At 47.3% G+C, this 21914-nt stretch carries 18 protein-coding genes; 2 read left to right on the top strand and 16 right to left on the bottom strand.

The window, feature by feature from the left end:
- Nucleotides 1-22 precede the first annotated feature (22 nt).
- Nucleotides 23-958: a TIGR01212 family radical SAM protein gene (locus C0033_RS15010; RefSeq protein ID WP_103228690.1), complete on the top strand. Its 936-nt coding sequence runs from the start codon at nucleotides 23-25 to the stop codon at nucleotides 956-958.
- Here C0033_RS15010 and C0033_RS15005 read toward each other — a convergent pair.
- The 4 genes from C0033_RS15005 to C0033_RS14990 form a co-directional block, all read right to left on the bottom strand.
- On the bottom strand, nucleotides 940-2148 hold the full coding sequence (locus C0033_RS15005; RefSeq protein WP_103228689.1) for a CapA family protein: 1209 nt from the start codon (nucleotides 2146-2148) through the stop codon (nucleotides 940-942). The genes C0033_RS15010 and C0033_RS15005 overlap by 19 nt on opposite strands.
- A gap of 5 nt (nucleotides 2149-2153) precedes the next feature.
- On the bottom strand, nucleotides 2154-2993 hold the full coding sequence (locus C0033_RS15000; RefSeq protein WP_103228688.1) for a DegV family protein: 840 nt from the start codon (nucleotides 2991-2993) through the stop codon (nucleotides 2154-2156).
- A gap of 174 nt (nucleotides 2994-3167) precedes the next feature.
- On the bottom strand, nucleotides 3168-5168 hold the full coding sequence (htpG, locus tag C0033_RS14995) for a molecular chaperone HtpG (protein WP_103228687.1): 2001 nt from the start codon (nucleotides 5166-5168) through the stop codon (nucleotides 3168-3170).
- Nucleotides 5169-5273: 105 nt separating this feature from the next.
- Nucleotides 5274-5771 carry a DUF5721 family protein gene (locus C0033_RS14990; protein WP_103228686.1) on the bottom strand — a complete coding sequence of 166 codons (498 nt, stop codon included), beginning with the start codon at nucleotides 5769-5771 and terminating at the stop codon, nucleotides 5274-5276.
- Between the two features lie 179 nt (nucleotides 5772-5950).
- On the opposite strand from C0033_RS14990, the gene C0033_RS14985 reads away from it, so the two are divergent.
- A complete protein-coding gene (locus tag C0033_RS14985; protein ID WP_278320755.1) occupies nucleotides 5951-7246 on the top strand; it encodes a M18 family aminopeptidase in 1296 nt (431 codons plus the stop codon).
- 6 nt (nucleotides 7247-7252) lie between these two features.
- Here C0033_RS14985 and C0033_RS14980 read toward each other — a convergent pair whose 3' ends face one another.
- From C0033_RS14980 to C0033_RS14925, 12 genes are all read right to left on the bottom strand, one after another.
- Nucleotides 7253-8221 carry a peptidylprolyl isomerase gene (locus C0033_RS14980; RefSeq protein WP_103228685.1) on the bottom strand — a complete coding sequence of 323 codons (969 nt, stop codon included), beginning with the start codon at nucleotides 8219-8221 and terminating at the stop codon, nucleotides 7253-7255.
- Nucleotides 8218-10500, bottom strand: a complete 2283-nt coding sequence (locus C0033_RS14975) for an SMC family ATPase (protein WP_103228684.1) — start codon at nucleotides 10498-10500, stop codon at nucleotides 8218-8220. Before C0033_RS14975 ends, C0033_RS14980 begins: the two co-directional genes overlap by 4 nt.
- Nucleotides 10497-11645, bottom strand: coding sequence for an exonuclease SbcCD subunit D (locus C0033_RS14970; protein ID WP_103228683.1), 1149 nt, complete (start codon nucleotides 11643-11645; stop codon nucleotides 10497-10499). The genes C0033_RS14975 and C0033_RS14970 overlap by 4 nt, the downstream gene beginning before the upstream one ends.
- A 29-nt stretch (nucleotides 11646-11674) precedes the next feature.
- Nucleotides 11675-12469 (bottom strand): HAD family hydrolase, encoded by a 795-nt coding sequence (locus C0033_RS14965; RefSeq protein ID WP_103228682.1) that lies wholly within the window; start codon nucleotides 12467-12469, stop codon nucleotides 11675-11677.
- Between the two features lie 145 nt (nucleotides 12470-12614).
- A complete protein-coding gene (locus tag C0033_RS14960) occupies nucleotides 12615-13160 on the bottom strand; it encodes a putative ABC transporter permease (protein WP_347501134.1) in 546 nt (181 codons plus the stop codon).
- Between the two features lie 194 nt (nucleotides 13161-13354).
- Complete coding sequence (locus tag C0033_RS14955) at nucleotides 13355-13813, bottom strand: divergent PAP2 family protein (RefSeq protein ID WP_103228680.1); 459 nt, start codon at nucleotides 13811-13813, stop codon at nucleotides 13355-13357.
- A gap of 31 nt (nucleotides 13814-13844) precedes the next feature.
- Complete coding sequence (locus C0033_RS14950) at nucleotides 13845-14414, bottom strand: HD domain-containing protein (RefSeq protein ID WP_103228679.1); 570 nt, start codon at nucleotides 14412-14414, stop codon at nucleotides 13845-13847.
- A gap of 3 nt (nucleotides 14415-14417) precedes the next feature.
- A complete protein-coding gene (gene glgA / locus C0033_RS14945) occupies nucleotides 14418-15863 on the bottom strand; it encodes a glycogen synthase GlgA (RefSeq protein ID WP_103228678.1) in 1446 nt (481 codons plus the stop codon).
- A 106-nt stretch (nucleotides 15864-15969) separates the two neighbouring features.
- Nucleotides 15970-16776 (bottom strand): sporulation transcription factor Spo0A, encoded by an 807-nt coding sequence (gene spo0A, locus C0033_RS14940; RefSeq protein WP_103228677.1) that lies wholly within the window; start codon nucleotides 16774-16776, stop codon nucleotides 15970-15972.
- A 785-nt stretch (nucleotides 16777-17561) separates the two neighbouring features.
- Complete coding sequence (locus C0033_RS14935; protein ID WP_103228676.1) at nucleotides 17562-18923, bottom strand: APC family permease; 1362 nt, start codon at nucleotides 18921-18923, stop codon at nucleotides 17562-17564.
- Between the two features lie 23 nt (nucleotides 18924-18946).
- Nucleotides 18947-20356, bottom strand: a complete 1410-nt coding sequence (locus C0033_RS14930) for an amidohydrolase (RefSeq protein WP_103228675.1) — start codon at nucleotides 20354-20356, stop codon at nucleotides 18947-18949.
- Nucleotides 20357-20380: 24 nt separating this feature from the next.
- Entirely contained in the window at nucleotides 20381-21787 is a 1407-nt protein-coding gene (locus C0033_RS14925; RefSeq protein ID WP_180994749.1) for an amidohydrolase, read from the bottom strand.
- Nucleotides 21788-21914 lie beyond the last annotated feature (127 nt).

The raw sequence follows: 21914 nt of genomic DNA, 5'->3' as shown, positions 1-21914 counted from the left end.
CACCCAAAAAGGAGACTTCCCGATGAACTGGAACGGAAAACCCTACTATTCCCTGGACTGCTATTTGAAACAGACATTTGGTGAAAAAGTATATAAGCTGGCCTTAGACGGCGGCATGACCTGCCCCAACCGTGACGGCTCCATAGGCACCGGCGGCTGCATCTTCTGCAGCGAAGGCGGTTCCGGTGATTTTGCAGAGAAGATGGCTTTCCCCGGACTTACCGCCCCGGATATCACCCGTCAGATCGAAGCAGCCAAAGAACGTGTCAAAAACAAAATAAAAAGCGGGCGTTATATCGCCTATTTTCAGTCTTACACCAATACCTATGCTCCCGTAGAATATCTGGAGCAGATTTTTACAGCGGCCATCCTTCATCCGGATATCGCCGCTATCTCCATTGCCACCAGACCGGACTGCCTTCCGCCTGAAACCATCCGTCTTTTAGCCCGTTTAAACCGCATAAAACCAGTATGGGTGGAACTTGGGTTACAAACCATTCATGAAAAAACCGTAGACTTTATCCACCGGGGATATCCTCTTTCCTGCTTTGAAGCTTCCTTAAAAGAGTTAAAATCCGCAGAGCTCACCGTCATCGTCCATGTGATCCTGGGCCTTCCGGGCGAGACAAGGGAGATGATGTTGGACACGGTCCGCTATCTCAGCAATGCCGGAATCGATGGAATCAAGCTTCAGCTCCTTCATATATTAAAGGGTACAAAGCTGGCAGAACTCTATGAGCAGTCTCCATTTCCAACCTTTTCCATGGACGAATATATCGACCTGGTTATCGACTGCATCTCCATTCTTCCGGAAGATATAGTCATTCACCGGCTCACAGGCGACGGACCAAAATCCCTGCTGATCGCCCCTCTTTGGAGCGCAAATAAGCGCCTGGTCTTAAATACAATGACCAGACGCTTTAAAGAACGCAATATCCGTCAGGGCTGTATGCTGTGAACCCCTCCATCTTCATCAATTGATATGTCAAACGAAATGCTTTCCATATAGTTATAAAATTCCCGGTGCTTCGACGCATCCAAGGTCCGCGTATATCCGGCGCTGGATGTGCCGGGAATCAGCGACAGAGAAACATCTCCGTCTGAAAGTTCTGCCTGCAAAAGCATGGTTTTCGGAATGCTGCTTCCAAACACGAAATTTCCCATGCTGTAGACTATCGGCTTTCCATTATAGTATTCAATGCCCTGAAGCACATGAGGATGGCTTCCGATCACCAGGTCCGCCCCGGCATCTATATACTGCCTGCCCATGGTTTTCTGATAGGTTTCCGGCTTTTCATTCCGCTCAATTCCCCAGTGCACATATACAACCAGATAATCGCACTGTTCTTTGGCGCTCTCTATCTCCTTTAAAAGCTGTGTCGGATCATAAGTCAGGAACAGTCCGCTTCTATTCTCCGTGGCCGTCCAGTCCCCATAGGGCACAACTCTTGACGCGCCAAGAAATCCTATCTTTTTCCCCTGAACTTCCATGACCTCCAGCTGTTTGGCGCGGTTTAAATCATTTCCCGCTCCCACATACCGGATTCCGGCCTCATCAAGCGTCAGACAGGAATCCTCCAGCGCTTCTCTTCCGTAATCCAAAGTGTGATTATTGGCTAAAGTCACAATATCAATTCCCATCTCATGAAACATGGAAATCTTTTCAGGCGGAAGGCGGAACGTATATGTCTTATCCGCAGCCGTCCCTCTTGAACTGAAAGGAAATTCTTCATTTACCATAAATATATCCGCCTCAGCGATGCGGTCCAAATAATTCTGATCCAGAACCCCGCTGATCCCTCCGGCCTTATTATATGCGTTCAGCACATGATCCGACAGATAGATATCTCCGGCAAACAAAAGCTTTATGTCTTCCGGCGGCGCCTCTGTTTCCGGTTCCGTCGGTTCCGGTTTTGTCGTCTCCGGCTCTGTAATCATAAGAACGGGAGCATCCGTTGAAGACAGCTCTCCTAACGTACCCTCCTGCTCCTTTGCAGGCGTTTCCCCGCCTATGGGAGAAGTTTCAATCTTATCATAAGAAGGTGTGGTTTCCATAACCAAACCGGCGGCTGCCCAGATCACTCCGACAGCCGCCAATATAAGGACAATCCCTATTATTAATGTTTTAACTCTATTATTCTCTCTCATAATTCCTATTCTATGGCCAGAACGATTCCGCCGTCTCCGGCATATACGGTGGCAACTCCGGCAGTTTCCGTGATCACAACCTCTTTAAAAGAAGCTTTGCCGCACAATTCCTCTTTCACCGCTTCCGCGCGCCGGGCATTATTGCAGTGGGCGATGACCGCCCGTTTCTCTGTGGTATCTCCCGCATCCTTAACCGCGATCTCGACCATGCGGGACAACGCTTTATTAATTCCGCGCGCCTGATCCAGCTTAATGATGGTTCCCTTATCAGCTCCCATCACCGGCTTAATATTGAGCGCCGTTGCGAAAAATGCCTGGAGCCCAGTCAAACGTCCGTTTTTCCTGAGAAATTCCAGGGTTTCCAGAACAAAATAAGTGTTCATCTGGTCTCTGGTCCTGCTGACCTCGTCCACCACCTCTTCAAAGCTCTTACCGGCTTCGCACAATTCCCTGATCTTGAGGGCCAGCAAAAGTTCACCGGAAGATGCGGATAAAGAATCGATCACTGCGATGTTCTTAGAACCATGCTCTTCCACATACAGCTCTTTTGCCAATGCGGCGCTGTTATAGCTTCCGCTCAAATGATTGGATAAGGTGAGCACGAATACCCATTCCTCATCGCACTCATAGGCCTCTTTAAAGCTCTCCGGAGAAGGGCAAGCCGTCTTAGGACAATTCGGGCTTTCCTTCACCAATTTTAAAAATGCTTTCTGGTCAAATGTCTGGTCATCTATTACCTGGGTATCATCCACCTGTAAAGTTAATGGAATCATCTGAAAACGAGGATCTTTTTTAAGTTCTGCAGTCAGATCCAGACAGCTGTCCCCAATAATTTTATATGCCATGTTTACCTCTCATTCTGCCGCCATCGGCGACGTCTTACTTATTCATCCGAGGAGACAGCACAATCTCTGTAAATGAAAGATATCACACTTCCTTCACGCTTCCCCTTATATGCAACTACGATTGTATGTAGTTTTGATTACTATATATCATTATAAGGAGAATAGATCAGAAAGTCAAGCCATATTCATCATCATGATTTCGTTGCTTCTGGCAATAAATTTGGTCATACGTTCCGGAGTTAAGCTGCCATGGCTGAGAAGGGCCAAATCATACAGCTGTTCGCAGATTTTAGAAGTATTCTCTCCCTCTTCATGAGATAAAACATACTGTACCAATTTATTGTTGGCATTTAACACAAGGGTCTCGCCTGCGCCGCCGAACATGGACGGGTCCATTCCGTACATATTGTACATCTTCATCATATCCTGCATACGTCTGCTTTCTTCCGATACGGTGATCATGGAAGACGTCTCTTCATTTTTCAGTTTCTCCACTTTGATTTCCAGCTTGTCATTGTTCAGCGCTTTCTTAAAGATTTCAGAAAGTTTTTCGGAATTGGCTTTAAATTCCTCATCGTCTTCCTTCACTTCTTCTTTGAAGTTATCATTTAAATCAGCGTCGATGCGCAGGAACTTGAGGCCTTCATTCTTCTGCTCCAGATGGCCGATAAACGGGCTGTCGATATTGTGTTTCATCATAACCGCGTCTAAGCCTTCTTCTTTAAACATGTTGATATACTGGCTCTGTTCTTTTTCATCGGTCACATAGAAAATGGTATTTTCATGCTTTTCCTTATTCTCTTCCAGGCAGTCTTTTAAGGTCAGGTATTTGCCGTCCAGATTTTTGAACAGGATGTAATCATTCATCTTCTCGGCAAATTTCTCGTCCTTTAAGCATCCGAATTTGATAAACGGGCTGATATCATCCCAGTATTTTTCATATGCTTCACGGTCTGTTTTGCACATGCCGGACAACTTGTCGGCAACTTTTTTCGTAATGTAATCGGAAATCTTCTTCACAAATCCGTCATTCTGAAGCGCGCTTCTGGACACATTTAACGGCAGGTCCGGACAATCGATTACGCCCTTTAACAGCATCAGGAATTCAGGGATAACTTCTTTAATATTATCTGCGATAAATACCTGGTTATTGTAAAGCTTAATGGTTCCTTCGATGGAATCGTACTCGGTGTTGATCTTAGGGAAGTACAGAATTCCCTTTAAATTAAACGGATAATCCATGTTCAGGTGAATCCAGAACAGCGGTTCTTTATAATCCATAAATACCTTGCGGTAAAATGCTTTATATTCTTCTTCCGTGCATTCATTCGGATGTTTATTCCAAAGAGGATTCACGTCATTTAACGCTACGGGACGTTTTAAAATCTTGTATTTATCCTTGGCAGGAGAAATTTCCACAACTTCTTTTTCGCCGTTTTCATTCTCCTTTTCCTCTGTTTTGGCTTCCTCGTGAATGGTTTCCACGATTGTATCTTTCTCTGTCAGTTCATCCGTTTCAATGGTTTCGTACTCCGGTTCTCCGGCCGCATTGTTAAGGAAGATCGGCACCGGCATAAAGGAACAGTATTTCTGGATCACTTCTCTTGCGCGGTATTCGTTGGCAAACTCATAGCTGTCTTCGTTGAGATACAGGGTAACCGTGGTTCCGCAGGTTTCCTTATCCCCTTCGCCCATGGTAAATTCGGTTCCGCCTTCAGACTCCCAGTGCACAGCCGCCGCACCGTCCTGATAAGACAGCGTGTCGATGGTAACACGGTCCGCAACCATGAATGCGGAATAGAATCCCAGACCGAAATGTCCGATAATCTGCTCTTCATTGGCCTTGTCCTTATATTTATCCAAAAAGTCCCTGGCTCCTGAAAATGCGATCTGGTTAATATATTCTTCCACTTCCTCAAATGTCATACCCATACCGTTATCAGTAAAGGAAATGGACTTTTCATTGGCGTCAACGCTGACCTGAATCTTGAATTCCAGATCTTCCGGCTTTGTATATTCTCCCATCAGTTCCAGCTTTTTCAGCTTTGTGATGGCGTCACAGCCGTTGGAGATTAATTCCCTGTAAAAAATGTCATGGTCTGAATACAGCCATTTCTTAATAATTGGGAATATATTTTCACTGTTAATTGATAAGCTTCCTGATTTTGTGCTCATAACATTCACTCCTTCTCAATTTTAATCGCTAATCCATATTTTAATACCAGGAGTTATAAATGTCAACAAAAAATTAGCACTCATTTAAATTGAGTGCTAATAAACTTAGGATTCCTGATAAATTATCTGATGATTTTTCAAAAAACGCCTGACCGATTCATCCCATTCCTGTTCTAAGCTCTTATCGAGCGTAAAGAAATTAAGAGAAGTTCCAGTCACACAGTAAAGTTCTTCATTTTCATATCGAATATTCAGATACAGTCCGTTTACCTGTTCCGCGTTCATGGAAAGGCCGGAAGAGGCGATGAATTTCTCCACTCCGTCCGGCGGCATCTGAAGGGTGATTGCAAAGCTTCCCGGAAGTTTTTTCCCCTTAATCAGCATAAAACAGATGGGGCGTATCACATTCCAGGATGAAAAATCTTCGATCTGCTTCTCTTCCAGCTCTTCCTCCGAATAATAGCCCATTTTAATGTGCCCGTCTATGTGGAAGGTGTTGTAAGTCGATACCGACGCTTCTCTCAGCAGAAAACGGTCGAACGTCTCCCCCACGAACAAATGCCTGGTAAATGCCCCAATTTCATCAATCTTTAACGCTACCATACCGCTGACTCTCCTTCTGTACTATTCTTTCTATCAAAAATTTACATGAAGCCTGAAGGCATTTTCGAAAATGCCTTCACCCTTAATGTAAAAAACAGGCTCTTCCACTCCGCCCCCCGCTGTGTTATAGTTATCTGGTATTCAGATAATATATTCAGATAAAAAAGGAGGTCCTACCTGTGAACGAAACTGACACTATCCGGGAACTGCACCAGATGCTTCTGGCATCCACTTCCCCCTATCACTGTATAAAAGAAAGCTCCCGCAGACTTTTGGAAGCCGGATTTGAGCCCTTAACTTTAAGCGCTCCCTGGAACGTAATCCCAGGCCGCTCTTATTATGTAAATGTATACGACTCCACCCTGGCCGCATTTTCCATCAGCGAAACTTTGGGAGAAACGCCGTTTTTAAGAATTGCCGCTTCCCATACCGACTGGCCATGTCTGAAGATCAAACCGTCTCCTGAAGTGACTTCAGGGCGTTACGGAAAACTGAACGTGGAAGTCTATGGAGGGCCGATTTTGAGCACCTGGCTGGACCGTCCTCTGTCCATGGCCGGAAAACTGTGTTTGAAAGGAGAAAATCCGTTTCAGCCGGAAGTCCGCTTTGTGGACTTCAAACGCCCGGTACTCACCATTCCCAACTTAGCCATCCACATGAACCGGGAAGTCAATAACGGAGTGGCGCTGAAAGTGCAGTCCGACATGCTCCCGCTTCTTACCATAATAAACGATGCCCTGAATAAAGACCACTATTTCCTGGATCTTCTGGCAAAAGAGGCGGACGTCTCCCCGGACGACATTCTGGACTTTGAGATCTGCATTTACAATGATGACGAGGGAACCCAATTAGGCCTTGACAACGAATTTTTCTCAGCTCCCCGGCTGGACAACATCACATCCGTCCAGGCCTGCTTAAAAGGCATTATAAACAGCCGTCCAAAACAAGGCATCAACGTGATCGCTTTATATGACAACGAAGAGATCGGAAGCCGGACAAAACAGGGCGCATCTTCCACTCTGATGGAACATTTGCTGGAAAAACTGTACCTTTCCCTGGGCCTTACAAAGGAAGCGCTTCTCAACAGCCTGTGGAGCGGTTACCTGCTTTCCTTAGATGTGGCCCATGCGGTTCATCCAAATCACAGCGAAAAATGCGACATTAAAAACCAGGTGTACCTAAACGACGGTTTCTGCCTAAAACTGGCTTCCAGCCAGGCTTATGCCACAGATTCCGCGGCAGTGGGTGTCATTGAATCCATCTGCGCCGACCATCAGATCGCCTATAAAAAGTTTTCCAACAACTCCGACATCAAGGGCGGTTCTACGTTGGGAAGCATCTCTTCCGCCTGCTTAGGAATCCGCACCATAGACGCCGGCGTCCCGATCCTGGCCATGCATTCTGCCCGTGAAGTTATGGGCATCAGGGACCAGGAAGCGTTAGAAGCCGTTACCCGCTGCTTTTTTAACGCTTAATTTGCCTTAATTAGGAAAATATTCCTGATATAATTCAAAGAAATTGGTGGTTGTTGTGCCGTCACCTTTTGTAAACGCCGGCTGGTTCCATACCTCTGAATCCAGTTTTATGGGATTATCCGGCGTAAACTGATCATAGACCTGGCGGAACGCCTGGTTTTTCCGTTCTTTGAACAATTCTTTTTTGCGCTCCTGGGTGGCATTCTGATCGTAATCATTGACACACTGAAAGATGTAATACCTGCTGCCGGAAGCAATTGGCTGGCTGATCTCTCCCGCCATCAGTCCAAATGCTGCGTCCTCCAGCTCTTTTGCAAGATCTCCTCTGCCGATCTTCTGATTCATCTCTTCCTCTTCCGAATACGTCTTGGCTATATCCGCAAACTTGACGCCCTCTTCCTGAAGCTTTTGGTACGCCTCTTCCGCCTTTTCCCTTTCCGAAGTGACGATCTCATTGACCTCAATTACCTTTGCCTCATTGTCGCTCACTTCCAGGTTCAGGTCTTTAGTCAGCTCATTTACCACTTTGTTGGCCAGATGATATTCTTCATACATCTTTTCCACATCTTCCCGGGTCACATTCATAAAAGCGATGTCTTTGTCCGTAAGCCCTGTAAAATACTCCTCGGAAAGCTGTCTGACCGTTTCTTTTTCCGCATTATCCAGCTCAATCCCCTGCTTATCCGCAAGCAGGTTCATGGTCTTCATATTAATCATAAAATTTTTTACTTCATTTAAAAGATAGGTCTGAAATGTGGTTCCCTCGTCGTCCACCTTAACGCTCCATATCTGATCCGTGTATACATCCTGATACCGGTTTTTTTCCGTCGTAATTATGATCATGGTCTGAGCGTCCGAATATCCTTTGGATTCCTTTAACTCAGACATGCTCGGCAGATTGCCTCCGCACCCCGCCAGCATCAGGCTGGCCAGGATAATGGCGGCTTTCTGCTTCAATCCCTTACCTTTTCTCATCCTAACCTCATTTCTTCCGCAGCAATCCTGCTTCCCTGATTATGCTTCTCCACAATAATCTGATGTTCGATCCGTTCTTTCAGCTCTTCCACATGGGAAATGATTCCGATCATCCTTCCTCCGCCGCCCAGCGCGGTCAGAATCTGGATCGCCTGGCTCAAAGATTCCTCGTCCAGCGCTCCGAACCCTTCATCCACAAACAGCGTCTCCACCTGGATTCCGCCTGCAAACTGCTGTACCACATCAGAAGTTCCAAGTGCCAATGCCAGAGCGGCCTTAAAGGTCTCCCCTCCGGAAAGGCTTTTCACCGATCTCTTTTTGCCCGTGTACTGGTCAAATACTTCCAGCTCCATACCTTCCTTGCTTCTGCGGTCCCGGGTTACCGGAAGGCGGTTCAGTTCATAACGCCCTTCCGTCATAGCCGTCAGCCTCTGATTCGAAGCCCGCAGAATATCGTCCAGATAGACGGAAAGCACATACTGCTCAAACACCAGATTTCTGTTATTGTATCCGTTGGCCGCCCGCTCCACCTCTCTAAGAGAGCCGTAAACCTGTTCCAGCTTTTCCTTTTCAGACAGATGGCTTTTCAGCACGGAAATGGCCTTTTTATTATTTTCCAGCCGGGCGCCTGCCATCTCTTTTTCCCGGTTGATCCTTCTCCGTTCCTGCTCAAGCTCCGACAGGGTGCGGCTTAAACTGCCCACATCCTTTTTTTCCTTTTCCCGCGGCGCTTTCAGCGAAGACCGCAGCTGCGCGCAGGAGGATTTCAGCCCTTCTAAGCGCAGGTTTCCGTTCTGATAGCCGCTTTCGCATTTCCTGATCTCCTTTTCTTCTTCTGAAGCAAAGGCTTCCAGTTCGCTGATCCGCTCCGCCAGCTTATCCCCGGCCTCCTGGCCTCCGTCTTCCAAATTCCATTCTTTCAGCCCCTCTTCTAAGGATTTCAGGGCGCCCACCATGGAAGCTGCCTGGGTCTGCGCCTCCATAGCCTTATTCCAGGCTTCTTCATAGATTTTTTTCAATTCTTTGACCCGGTTCTCCGAAGGAACGTCCGCCTCCATGCCGGCCGGAGCCGGATGATGCGTGGAACCGCAGACAGGACAGGGAACCCCTTCCTCCAAATCCATGGCTAAAATCCCGGCAGACGCCTTTTTATACCTGTCGTCCAGGCGCTCATATTCTAATTTCTTTTCTTTTGCCGCGCCGTCCAGCTTCAGATATTCTTCCTGCTTTTTCATTAAAAGCTTTTGCTGCTTCTGCCACTGGGCCAGCTGTTTTTGCTGGCCTGCCAAAAGCCGCAGAAGTTCCCTGGACTGTTCCAGTTTTTTCTTTCTTGCCGGAAGCTTTTTAAACTCTTTTTCCAGCTCTTTTACATCCTCTTTTAATCGATCCCGCTCCGCCCGCAGCTCCTTTAACCGCGCACATCCCTCTTCATACTGCTGGATCAGGAAATTCCGGTGCTTCCACTGTTCCGCCTGCTGTACCGTCTTTTTATAAGCTGTCTCCTGTTCCTGCCAAAGCCGCTCCAGATCTTCCCTGATCTTTCCCAGACGTTCCTGTTCCTCTTCGGCCGCCTTTACAATCTTTCCGTAATTCCGGTTCTTTTTCCCTAAAAGCTCAGCAAACGCTTCGCCTTCCACCCGGATAGAGGATGCCACCTCGTCGGACCTGTGCTTTTTTTCTTCTATCTGCACATAGATCCGCTTCACCTCCGAAGTCAGCGACGACGCGATGCAGTCGTAAAGCCTGGTCTGGAAAATATCCCGGAACACCTGGGTCCGCTCTTTGGAGCTGGCCGTTAAAAGCTGCTGGAATTCCCCCTGGGCAATCATGGAAATCTGCTTGAACTGGCGGTAATCAAGACCTAACAGTTCCTCTATCTTTTCCGTTACCGAGCTGCTGCCCGATGCTAAAAGCTCATCTCCGGCATACAGCTGGCCGGCTTCATTTTCCGTGGTAAATCCCTCTCCGCGCAGTTTTGGCCTGTCATATCTGGGATTTCTGAACACTTTATATTCAATGCCCTTGTGAAGAAAGGAAAGTTCCACATAGGTGGGAGTTTCCGGCACGGCAAAATCGCTTCTCAAACTGTCCTTCTCCCTGATGCTTCCGCTCACTTCCCCATATAAGGCAAATGTAATTCCATCAAAAATAGTGGTTTTCCCCGCGCCTGTAGGTCCGGTTATTAAAAAAAGGCCTTCCCTGCAGATTTTACCGAAATCCACCGTTTGTTTTTCTTTATAAGGCCCCCAGCCGCAAAGTGTCAATGACAATGGTTTCAATTCACCGCCTCCTTTGCCTGTTCAATGGCTTCTGCCGCCATTTCCGCCTGTTCCTCACTAAGTTCCTTTCCCATCACATCCCGGAAAAAGTCGGAAAACAACTCAAACGGGGATTTCTTATTCACTTCCACCGCATGAAAGGTTTCCGTTTCCCTCTCCTGATTCCGCTTCTCAATCTGAAGCTGCATCACATTGGGATACACGCTTCTCAAGGTGCCGATGGGATCGATCAGTTCCTCTTCGTTGGTTAAAACCGCCAGGATATAGTCAAAGCAGTCTTCCTGTTCCGCAACATCGGGAGCGATCAGAGCCGACAGTTTTCCCTTAATCTTTCTCATATCATGAATTGGAGTTAAAGCCTCCTTTTTTAAGGAAATGAGCCCTTTTGACGTCATCTCCCCCACCAGCACATGCTTTTCATGATGCGCCTCTGAAAAGGAGTATTTCACCGGGGAGCCGGAATAATAGACCGGTTTTCCCCCAATCTGCTGTCCGCCGTGGATATGTCCCAAAGCCACATAATCGAATGCGTCGAAATCGGTGACCTCCACCTGGTCCGTGCCGCCTACAGATACCCTGGACTCGGAATCGGATAATTCCGGTTCCTTTCCCTGACTGACCACAAACTGATGGGCCAATAAGATATTCGCCCCCTGCTCATCGTACTCCACGTGTTTCAGAATCTCATTCATGGCGTCTTCATGGTTTTCCAGCTCTGTCCGGTATAAGGCTTTTACGAAAACCGGCTTTGCGTATGGAACCATATGCACCCGGACATTTCCCGATCCGTCCTTAAAATCCACATAGCGGACCCTCTCTTTCAGGCTTCCTTCCATATAAAGCCCCTTATGTTCCAGAATCCGTCCTGCAAACCCGATCCGCTCCGCGCAGTCGTGATTTCCGGCTATGGAAAGGACTTTAATCCCCGCGTTGACAAGAGTTGTCAGGAACTCATCCAGAACCGATACTGCAAATGCGGGCGGTATGGACCGGTCATACAAATCTCCGCAGAGAAAAACCGCATCCGCCTGCTCCCGGCACGCTATCTCAGTAATCTGGTTTAACGCATGAATCTGTTCCTGAAGCATGGAGAAACCGTTTACCACTTTTCCGATATGGAGATCTGATGTATGGATAAATTTCATGTACTTCCTCGTTTCTTACTGTTCATGTTTCACTGTTCTTCAACAAGAAGTTTTAGAATCTTTAAAACTCCGTCATTTACATTGGTATCCGCCTGAAAGCGGGCCGTTTTTTTCACTTCAGGCCTGGCGTTTCCAATGGCAAAGCTGTAGTATGCCCGTTTTAACATCTCAATATCGTTCAGCTGGTCCCCAAAGGCCATGGTTTCTTCCGGAAGGATCTCCAAGCTTTCCTGAAGCACTTTTACCGCTTCACCTTTGTTTACCCCTTTTGCCATGCAGTCCATCCACATGTCCCCGGATATGGTCATCTTCAGCTTGTCCTTATATTTTTCCCTTAACTCCACGGTGCCGGCTTCCACCGCCTCTTTTTTATATACGGATACCTTGATGAACTGGTCTTCCACCTTTGTAAGGTCTTCCACCATCTTCACCCGGAATTTGTACCCTTCCACCATCCAATCCACAAAACTCTGGTTCTTTGTCTCCATGTAAACCACATCAGGACCGCTGACCATGACTTCTAAATCGGTTCTCTTTCTCACATCCTCAACCATGTCCATCACAACCTGACGGTCCACGGTGTTTAAAAACAGATTTCTGCCATGGCATCCGATATAGGCGCCGTTATCCGACAAGTAGAAAATCTTTTCATCGATCGGTTTAAAAACCTGTTCAATGCTGGCCCACTGTCTGCCGCTGGCCGCCGCAAACTGGATTCCCTGCTTTCTCAGCTGTAAAATCACATCAAATAACTCCGGATTAACCGCATTGCCTCCGTCTTCCAGCAATGTTCCGTCTATATCAGAAACTATTAATTTTATCATCTCAAACCTCTCAATCTTCTGCACATCCGCCAAATTCTGCGATTGGCAGTTTTTTCGCGTTACAGAGCATTCTATTCCTTATAAACAATAACATAAAAGGGCATCAGCCGCAATGGCTGACACCCCGATTTTTACTTCCAAAAATCTAATAAATTTTCAAACGCCCCACCATAGGAGTATCGTCGTCATCTTCATCGGAAGATTTTAACTGCAGTCTCATGGTATAAGTAAAATCCGCCAGATAGTACAAAAGCAGGAAAAGCGCTACTCTTTTCTGATAGCCGTAAGGGATATTCCCCACCATGCTATGTACAAAACCGTTGAGGAAACGGAAGAATAAAATTCCTAAAAATCCCCATGCCAAACTGCTCTGCAGGCAGATAATTCCTTTGTAATTAAAGGATTTCTTACTGTAGTCCCACCAAAAAGAACCGAACAGGTGAATCATCATTCCGGCTGTGATCAGCTCCATCGTGGTTGCCATTATCATGCTGGCAAGATACAGCTTAACCGGTTGGTCTGCAAACGGCTGAAGGAGCAGGCAGGCGCCTATCGCTCCAAAACCATATATGATGCAAAAAGGACCATGCCCGAATCCCCTGTTTAATACCGGCGTTTTATTCTCATAGCTTAAAACCACACATTCTAACAGATATCCCATAAGACTGAAAGCAAAAAACCAATTGATCATATGATATATGGTCACGGCTGTCCCTCTTTTCCTTAACATATTCTTAACGGGTTCAGTATAATATAGAAAAACCTGGATTGCAAGGAAATTTTTCTTACAATTCCCGAAAAAGAATCAAATTGTTTCTGCTCAGCCTCCCGTTGTTTGTGATCTCCTAAATTTACACAAAAAAGACCTTTTAACGTCTCAAACGTCTAATAAACCGAATTCATAAAAAGGGCGATCAAAATACCAAGCACTGCCCCTGCGAATACCTGCAAAGGCGTATGTCCCACAAATTCCTTTAATTTCTGCTGGAACTCCACGTTGCTCAACTTCAAAAAATCCTGTTCCAGAAGGATATTTAACAGCTTTGCCTGTTTCCCTGTTTCCTGTCTCACGCCAATCGCATCATACATAACAACCGCAGACAACACAAAGCAGATCGCAAATTCAAACGAACTCACCCCGTACTGATAAGCCGTAGATGTGGTCAGCGCACAGACGGTGGCCGAATGAGAACTCGGCATTCCGCCGGACCCAACCATTCTCTCCGCCGAAAACGATTTATTAAGCGCAAAATCAATGATGGTTTTTAATACCTGCGCTACCGTCCATCCGGTTACCGCACTGATTAAAACCTGGTTACTCAGTATCTCTTCCCAAAAAGTCATGGTTTTCTCCTATATCCAAAAGCAGTCTGTACTATGCAATATGTCCCTGATGCAGTGCATGAACCATCCAGCGCTTCGCATGAACCGCCACCTCCGCCATTCCGCAGAATTTATCCGCATAAACGATGGACATTCCTTCCCTGCTGCGCGGCGGGATAGGTGTCAGCGGCCACATGTGACGGAGAATCATATTCTTCTCCATCTCCGTAAGTTTAAAATATCTGGAAGCGTTCTCCATAGCCACTCTCGGATGGGTAAGTCCGTGAAAATGATTCCCCGTCTCCCTGGCATGGCTGTGCCAGTCATATAGAAACAGATCATGAAGCAAGGCAGCCCTTGCGGCCTGCCTGTAATCCCAGTTAAACTTCCGGCAGATGCAATAACTCATATAAGACACCTGAATGCAGTGGGCCTTACAGGTAGTATTGCCATGCTGGATAAACTGATCCATTGAATGAAATACCGGATTTTCCAAAATATCCTGTACGCAGTCAAGATATTCCGGATCATCCTCATATTTTTTTTGCTTCACCCAGGATTCGTCGGAAGCCCACTCTTTCGCGCGCTTCCGCTCTTCCCGCATCATCCTATAACCTCTCATATATTAATATCCAATCAACCAGTCATACAGCTCCTGGTATTTAAGGGCCGATGCATTCCATGAATAATCCTTTGCCATGCCGCGGTCAATTAACTTGTTCCATTCGCGTTTTTTATCATAATAAACATGTTTCGCATAATTAATGCTTGCAAGCATCTCATGAGCATTGTAGTTAGCAAATGAAAATCCTGTTCCAGTGCTTTCAAATTCATTGTATGGATCAACGGTATCCTTCAGGCCGCCTGTCTCCCTGACGATCGGCACCGTGCCGTATCTGAGAGCCATCAGCTGACTTAAACCGCAGGGTTCAAACAGGGACGGCATCAGAAATGCGTCGCACGCCGCATAAATCTTATGAGACATCGGTTCGGAATAGTAGATATTGGCGGAAACACGGCCGCCGTACTTCCACGCATAATGGCGGAACATATTCTCGTACTTCTCATCTCCCGTGCCTAAAACAACCAGCTGGAGGTCTTCGGTACACATCTCATCCATCACGCACTGAATCAAATCAAGACCTTTTTGATCGGTAAGCCTTGATACGATTCCTACCATAAATTTCTTTCCGTCCACCTGAAGTCCAAGCTCTTCCTGAAGCGCTAATTTATTCTTGATCTTCTCTTTCCGGAACGTCTTCGCATTGTAGTTCTGGACAATGCTGGCATCCGTTTCCGGGTTAAATTCATCGTAATCAATGCCGTTGACAATGCCGCGGAGACTGTTGGAACGGGCTCTCATCAGCCCATCTAAGCCTTCGCCGTAAAACGGCATCTTAATCTCTTCTGCATAAGTATCACTGACGGTCGTAATGGCATCCGCAAAAACGATGCCGCCTTTTAACATATTGCCGTCTTTATATGCTTCCAGTTTATCCGGAGTAAAGTAATAATCAGGAAGGCCGGAAAACCTCTGAATGGTCTTCACATCCCACACACCCTGGAATTTCAAATTATGAATGGTCAAAACAGACTTCATATTGCGGAAAAATTCTCCGCCGCGGAAACGGTCCTTTAAATATACAGGGATCAGCCCTGTCTGCCAGTCGTGGCAGTGTACGATATCCGGCTGAAAGCCGATTACCGGAAGCGCCGACAGCGCCGCATTACAGTAAAAGGAAAACTTCTCAAGGTCATACAGCCAGTCGCCGTATGGTTTTGGTCCATTAAAATATCCCTCATTATCAATAAAATAGAAGGTTATTCCCTCATGAACATATTCCAAAATCCCAACATATCTGCTCTGTCCCATATAATCCATATAGAAATGGCTGATATAATTCATCTTGCTGCGCCATTCCTCTTTTATGCACAAGTACTTAGGGATCATAACCCTAACATCAAAATATTCTTTATCAAAACACTTGGGTAAGGAACCAACTACATCTGCCAAACCTCCGGTCTTAATAAACGGCACTGCTTCTGAAGCAATAAACAATATCTTCTTCATGCGAAAACCTCCCTCGCCAACGGTCTGCCGCTGATACGCAGACTCTCATTAGGGATAGTATACAATATTTTTGAGAATTTAGGAAGTGGAAAACGATAATTTATCGTTATAATCTCTTATAGTCCAAACGGATTTTATCAGAAATCAAAGCGATGAATTCCGAATTCGTAGGTTTGCCTTTTCCATTGCTGACCGTATAACCGAAAATTGCGTTGATCGTATCCATCTTACCTCTGCTCCACGCCACCTCAATCGCATGGCGGATCGCCCTCTCCACACGGCTTGGCGTAGTCTGGTGCTGTTTGGCAATATTGGGATACAAAACTTTTGTAACGGATGTGAGCATCTCCTGATCCGCAACCGAGATTGCGATGGCATCTCTCAGATACTGATATCCTTTAATATGCGCAGGGATGCCGATTTCATGAAGCATTTTTGTGACATCATTTTCCAGATTCTGCTCCATATAGTCATATTTATCCGTATACGGCTTAATCCGTTTATTCTCCAGACAGGTCATTCTGTCTTTTCTTCCCTTTTCCGCTACCTGACGCACTTTTGTGACAATCATCTTTCTGGAAAATGGTTTCATTATGTAATAATATGCACCCATGCGGAACGCTTCTTCGGTCATATTCTCACTTCCGGCCGCAGTCACCATGATAAACGACGGCGACTTCTTCAAAGAATCGTTGTTTTTCACCTTTTCCATCACAGATATTCCGTCCAGTCTCGGCATAATAATATCCATAAGAACAACATCCGGCTTTGTTTTCAAAATCATGTTATAAGCGTCTTCTCCATTGTCAGCCTGGCCAACAACATTAAAACCCTCTTCCCCTTCCAGTATATCACACAGCACCTCTAACGTCTGTGGGTTATCATCTGCAATTGCAATATTTAATTCTGCCATACTCCTATTCCTCCTGTTTGTTCCTTTTTGTACACTGATTATAGTATCGGAAATTAAAAATCCGCAATGTGATTCCGTCGCAATATTCGACATTCCGACAGGATTTTTACCCCTATCGCATTTCGTCATCTGCCGTCTGATTTTCCCGAAAAGCAGTTTTCAAGGGCACCGGCGACAGATTGTTAAAGATTAAATTCGACCAAATATCATAGCACTTTTTGACGAAAACTTAAAATCTCCCGCCTCCAAAAATAATGTCGCATTTTATCCCATATCTATACAAACGAAAAACCACCCCATCCATAACAAAAACAATTCTCTTTCTCCTCCTATCCCCCCCCTTGCCATCCCTCCACTCTTTTTCCCTTCCCACCGCCAACCAGCAGCATCGGCCCCATACCTTCAGCGGGGCGGGGACGTGAAACGGCGGCGGATGGGAGCCGGCCCCTTGGGTTCGCCGAATGCGGGGCGGGGCATCGGTCAATACCGGTGGCTTTCGTAACGATTCGAAGTGACTTAGCAGAAAAAGAGGAAAAACCGAAGGCGGATTCCGGCGCTCCATGCCGGAATCCGAGCGCACACGGCGGTGAAGTTATAAAAAGTTCACCATAGTTTGCGCGATCCTTCGGTTTTTCCTCTTTTTTTGCTTAGTCACTTCCATCGTGGAGACAGTCACCGATTTTGACCGATGCCCCGCCCCACATCCGGCGAACCCAAGGGGCCAGCTCCCATCCGCCGCCGTTTCACGTCCCCGCCCCGCTGAAGGTATGGGGCCGATGCGTACCTTACGCCTCGTCCTCGACCTCGTAGGAGATGGTGGGTTTGGCTTTACCGGATTTTAAGCGCAGGTGGGCGAATATAAATGCCACCACAATCGTAATCACATTCAAGAGCACGATCTTAATGGTTGTGGCTCTCATCTTGGAGTAGAACTGTACGATGGTCACTCCCAGTGAAAGGAACAGCAGTGCGCCGAACGCGTACATCGGCATATGGAAATTGGATTTCTTCCAGGCTTCCGGGAACATCTTAGGAAGCTTGAAACACATAACGGTATTTAATGCTGTAATGCAATAACCGATAATCAACACGATGGTTGTGATCTGGTTGATCTTAAATCCTGTCACGATCGGAATGATGGTTACCACATAGAAAAGAAGCTGAAGCTTCCATGGAGTACGGTATTTCGGATGCAGGTCCGCTAAGGATTTCGGGAACCAGCCGTCTTCACACATCTGCATTAAAGGCTTTGTAACAGAACCCAGTTTGGAATTCAATGTGGTTGAAATTGCAAATAATGCTCCGCCTACGATGAAGAATAAATACAGCGGTCTTGGGAAAATTTCTGCTGCAACTACGGTCAGGGATTTTCCTGCCACTTGGTCTACCGGAAGAACGCCGGAAGCCACGGTTGCAATCAGGCCGTATAATATAGCTACGGAAAGTGTGGATGCGATCAGTACAAACGGAATATCCTTTTTCGGGTTTTTACATTCCGCAGACAAACTGAAGATCATGTTCGCACCTCCGGTTGCAAAACCTAAGGTCGCCGCCGCCGAAAGAATACCGGGAACTCCGTCTGTCATAAAGTTGCCGTCCGCATTGGAAAAATAATTTGCAAAATCCACGTGCGGCATTCCGAACACTACAAAAAGCAGAAGCGCAAACAACAGCACGCCTACCATCAGGTTCTGAACCTTAGCCATGATGTTGACTCCGAAAAAGTTCAGGATAAAGAAAATGGTTGCCACGCCGATGGCCACAGCCATATGCGGCAGTCCCGGAAACAGGGACAGAAAATAATCCGCAAACGACAATGCAAACATGGCGATTGTAATATTTTTAAAGATATAAACGATTGTATAAGCGCCGGAGAATTTTTCTCCCGCAAAAAGCCCGATCTGCGTATAGTCACCGCCCCGGAAACGCAGGCAGCTGGATACAAAAATCATAGGTATCAGGTTGCAGATCGTAAAAAATGTAGAAATCAGGAATGCGATGTTGGCAGACCTTCCTGTAAGCGCAATACCGGTTCCCATCTGAACCATAATACCCGATCCGATAATGCTTCCGATGGCAATGCCCATCAGCTCTTTCTTACCCAGTACCCGTTTTAAGTCTTTTGTTGACGACAGTTTTTCACTCATATGTATTTCCCTCCAAATCTTTTTTAATCCTCATCATACGACGGAACCATATCCGCCGGAATCGGCGTATAACTTCTTTCTCCCTTATCCTCCTCAAGTTCTTTTTTTGCGGCTTCGATCACATCTTTTCTGTCCGTGAGCAGATCATAAGCGGATGCCGCCATAATCTGTCCCGCCCTTGTCATACCTTTGGCCGCCGCCGTGCTTCCATACGCCGCACACGCCTGCCAGCTGTGTCCGTTTACCATCACCGGACAGCAGGTCACGGTTAAGTTTACAGTCGGTGTGATCCAGGATACGTCTCCCACATCGGTGGAACCGCCTACCGTAACGGACTTATTTCCCCGCCTCAGCGGCTTTGGAAGCATGGAGTGGGTCACCTCGTCCGGCGATACTCCATGCCCTTCACAGACCTGTTTCAGCGTGCCTTCCGGGTAAGTGGCCGCCAGGTCGTCAAACAGCTTTAACTCCTCTTTTGTGTATTCCGGCCACGGACATTCCTTCAGATTATCGTAAACCAGATCGCTGAGAGCATAATTTGGCAGCCGGTTGTGGTAAATGCTCTTCACCTGATATTGCACAGTTGTTCCGGTCATCATGGCCGCTCCTTTAGAAACATCCGCCAGCCGGGCAACAATCTCCTGAAGCTGTCCGATCTGAGGCGCTCTCACCGCATACCGGACGGAGGCCTTTCCCGGGACGATATTAACCGCTTTTCCGCCGTCCGTGATGATATACTGGATGCGGGCCGCGCTTATCACATGTTCTCTCAGATAATTTGCGCCCACATTCATCAGCTCCACCGCGTCCAGAGCGCTTCTTCCCAGATGGGGATTGGCTCCCGCATGGGCCTCAGTGCCTGTAAAATAAAACTCCAGCAGCTCGAATGCGCTGGACTGGGTCAGCGCCACGGCGTCGTCCCCTGACGGATGCCAGTTCATACAGCAGTCCACATCGTCAAACAGCCCTTCCCTTGCCATAAATGTCTTGCCGCCGAAACTCTCCTCCGCCGGACACCCGTAATATCTGACCGTACCCGGTATTCCTTCTTCCCTCATCACTTCCATCACCGCCGCAAATCCGGCCAAAGATCCGCAGGAAAGCAGGTTATGGCCGCAGGCGTGGCCATAGGCGCCTTCCTCTAAAGGTTCCTTCCTGGCGCTCACTTTCTGGCTGAATCCCGGCAGGGCATCCAGTTCGCCCAGAAAGCCGATTACCGGTTTTTGGCTCCCGTATTCCGCCACAAATGCGGTGGGCGCACAGGAAACGGGAAATGTTACCCGAGCTCCCAGACGTTTCAGATATTCCGCCTGTACTGCGGCCGTCCGCTTTTCCCGAAAGCCACCTTCCGGGTGTTTCCAGATATCCAGCGTCATTTCCTCCAATGCGGCCCTGTGCATTTCTATATAATGTTGAATCCGTTCTTTTCCCATATAATCCTCATCCTAAAAATCCTGTCAATCGTAATACGGTTCCATATCGTCAGGGATCGGCACATAGCTTTGGCCGTTTTTATCGTGTTCCCATTCCTCTTTTGCCTTGGCAAGCACCTCTTTTTTATCCGTCATCAGGTCATAGGCCGTAGCCGCCAGAACTTCTCCTGCCCGTATCATCCCCTTAGCGGCAAAGCTGGTTCCGTAGCAGGAAGTGCCCTGCCAGGTGTGCCCGTTTACCATCACAGGACAGCAGACCGCAGTCATATTGAGAGTCGGCGTAATCCAGGACACATCGCCCACATCGGTGGAGCCTCCGCCTATCTTCTCCTTGCTTCCCATCTTGACCGGACGCGGAAGCAGATTGTGTTTTACCTCGCTCATATCCACGCCGTAACCTTTTACCACCCGCTCCACGGTTCCCGGGGGATAGGCGGCCGCCATGGAATCCGCAAACGCCAGTTCCTCTTCCGTATACTCGCAGGGCGATGCCGTCAGGAAGTTTTCATAGGCCAGATCGGCAAGAGCCGCATTGGGAAGGCGGTTGTGGTAAATGCTTGTGATCACACGCTTAACCGTTGTTCCCGTCATCAGAGCGGCTCCCTTTGAAATATCGTTCAGCCGTTCTGCAATATCCAGCATCTGCTCCACCTTGGGCGCGCGGACCGCATACCGCACCGCAGCTTTTCCGGGCACGATGTTGACCGCCCTTCCTCCGTCCGTGATTATGTAATGGACTCTGGCGGAAGGTATGATATGCTCTCTCAGATAGTTGCAGCCCACATTCATCAGTTCCACCGCATCCAGTGCACTGCGCCCCAGATGAGGATTGGCGCCCGCATGGGCTTCAATACCCGTAAAATAAAAATCCATCGTTTCCAATGCGGTGTTGTTGGAATATCCGGCCCCGTCTTCCCCTGACGGATGCCAGCTCAGACAGCAGTCCAGATCGTCGAACACTCCTGCTTTTGCCATAAAGGATTTTCCGGCCAGATTTTCTTCCGCAGGACAGCCGTAATAACGGACCGTACCTGTAATGCCTTCCTGTTTCATGGTTTCCATCAGGGATACAAAGGCCGCGATACTTCCAACACCCAGCAGATTGTGGCCGCATCCGTGCCCTCTCTCCCCTTCCTTAACAGGCTCTTTATAGTTCAGTCCTGCCTTCTGGCTCAGATCAGGCAGAGAATCGAATTCACCCAGAATTCCGATAATGGGATGTCCCTCTCCGTATTCCGCCACAAAAGCCGTATCCAGCTTACCGACAGGATTTGTAATCACAGCCCCTTTTCCCGCCAGATAATCCATCTGCAGCCTGCTGGCAAAATGTTCCCTGAATCCGGCTTCCGGCCGTTCCCAGATATCAAGAGCCATCTTTTCAAGTACTTGTCTCTCTTCCTCCAAACATTTTTTAATCGTTTCTTTTCCCAAATGACCCCTCTCCTTTTCTTTTAATACCCTCATTTTACAAAAACCGACATTTTTCTCACAGGATAAGAACCGGATATTTTGTATAAAAAACGGATAGATTCCATGCCATTCAGCTGAATCTATCCGT

The sequence above is a fragment of the Clostridium sp. chh4-2 genome (assembly GCF_002899675.1).
In the GTDB taxonomy this organism is placed as follows: Bacteria; Bacillota; Clostridia; order Lachnospirales; family Lachnospiraceae; genus CHH4-2.
Note: the sequence above shows the minus strand (reverse complement) of the source record. Positions and strands in the feature narration are given on the sequence as shown.

Coding starts and splice junctions, on each gene's coding strand:
- C0033_RS15010 (WP_103228690.1), top strand. CDS start 23: ATGAACTGGAACGGAAAACCCTACTATTCCCTGGACTGCTATTTGAAA.
- C0033_RS15005 (WP_103228689.1), bottom strand. CDS start 2,148: ATGAGAGAGAATAATAGAGTTAAAACATTAATAATAGGGATTGTCCTT.
- C0033_RS15000 (WP_103228688.1), bottom strand. CDS start 2,993: ATGGCATATAAAATTATTGGGGACAGCTGTCTGGATCTGACTGCAGAA.
- htpG (WP_103228687.1), bottom strand. CDS start 5,168: ATGAGCACAAAATCAGGAAGCTTATCAATTAACAGTGAAAATATATTC.
- C0033_RS14990 (WP_103228686.1), bottom strand. CDS start 5,771: ATGGTAGCGTTAAAGATTGATGAAATTGGGGCATTTACCAGGCATTTG.
- C0033_RS14980 (WP_103228685.1), bottom strand. CDS start 8,221: ATGAGAAAAGGTAAGGGATTGAAGCAGAAAGCCGCCATTATCCTGGCC.
- C0033_RS14970 (WP_103228683.1), bottom strand. CDS start 11,645: ATGAAATTTATCCATACATCAGATCTCCATATCGGAAAAGTGGTAAAC.
- C0033_RS14965 (WP_103228682.1), bottom strand. CDS start 12,469: ATGATAAAATTAATAGTTTCTGATATAGACGGAACATTGCTGGAAGAC.
- C0033_RS14960 (WP_347501134.1), bottom strand. CDS start 13,160: ATGATCAATTGGTTTTTTGCTTTCAGTCTTATGGGATATCTGTTAGAA.
- C0033_RS14955 (WP_103228680.1), bottom strand. CDS start 13,813: ATGACTTTTTGGGAAGAGATACTGAGTAACCAGGTTTTAATCAGTGCG.
- C0033_RS14950 (WP_103228679.1), bottom strand. CDS start 14,414: ATGAGAGGTTATAGGATGATGCGGGAAGAGCGGAAGCGCGCGAAAGAG.
- glgA (WP_103228678.1), bottom strand. CDS start 15,863: ATGAAGAAGATATTGTTTATTGCTTCAGAAGCAGTGCCGTTTATTAAG.
- spo0A (WP_103228677.1), bottom strand. CDS start 16,776: ATGGCAGAATTAAATATTGCAATTGCAGATGATAACCCACAGACGTTA.
- C0033_RS14935 (WP_103228676.1), bottom strand. CDS start 18,923: ATGAGTGAAAAACTGTCGTCAACAAAAGACTTAAAACGGGTACTGGGT.
- C0033_RS14930 (WP_103228675.1), bottom strand. CDS start 20,356: ATGGGAAAAGAACGGATTCAACATTATATAGAAATGCACAGGGCCGCA.